Source organism: Vibrio sp. 1978, from assembly GCF_033344345.1.
Genome location: NZ_JAWPOP010000521.1, coordinates 1 through 670, shown reverse-complemented (window position 1 = coordinate 670; position 670 = coordinate 1). Strand labels below are relative to the sequence as shown.

General features: G+C 45.5%; 1 protein-coding gene. It reads left to right on the top strand.

The annotated features are described in order from the left end of the window. Nucleotides 1–525: UTRA domain-containing protein (locus R8N49_RS27600; RefSeq protein WP_318190514.1), on the top strand; the 525-nt coding region annotated here is incomplete at its 5' end. Nucleotides 526–670 lie beyond the last annotated feature (145 nt).

Sequence of the window (670 nt, the reverse complement as noted above, 5' to 3'; positions counted from 1 at the left end):
AGAGGCTGGTTTATTTCACCTGAGCCACTACGCTACGACCCTACTCAGACACTTAATTTTCCGAACATGGCGAAAGCGCAAAATCGCGTGCCAAAAACGGAGCTGATTGCGGCAAAGGGCACTTTAGCTAACAAGCAATCTGCGCGCTTGTTACAACTGCAGCCGTTTTCTGATGTTTTTCGTGTCGACCGCGTTCGATATTTGGAAGAGAGACCTGTTGTGTATGTGACCAACTATATTCGCCCAGAGATCTTCCCCAATTTATTGAGCTTTGATTTGACCAACTCGCTGACCGACATTTATCGCGAGCACTTTGGTGTGGTGTATCAGAAGACGCGTTACCGTATTTCTACCAGTACCTTGCTTGGTGAAGTCGCGCAAGCGTTGCGAGCAACCTCTGGCACTCCTGCAATGGTTGTTGAACGTACTAACTATAACCAACATGGCGAGTTAATTGACTGCGATATTGAATACTGGCGTCACGATGCCATCAGTATTGAGTCGGTAGCAGAGCTCAATCACTAATGTTCGCATTTTCATATTCAAAGGCTCCATCTCGGAGCCTTTGTTTTATCTAAACAGGAAAACAAATGGATTTCTTGGCAATCGCACTCGTTGTATTTTCTGCGGTTTTGCATGCTGGTTGGAATATCTTGGGTAAAAACCATTC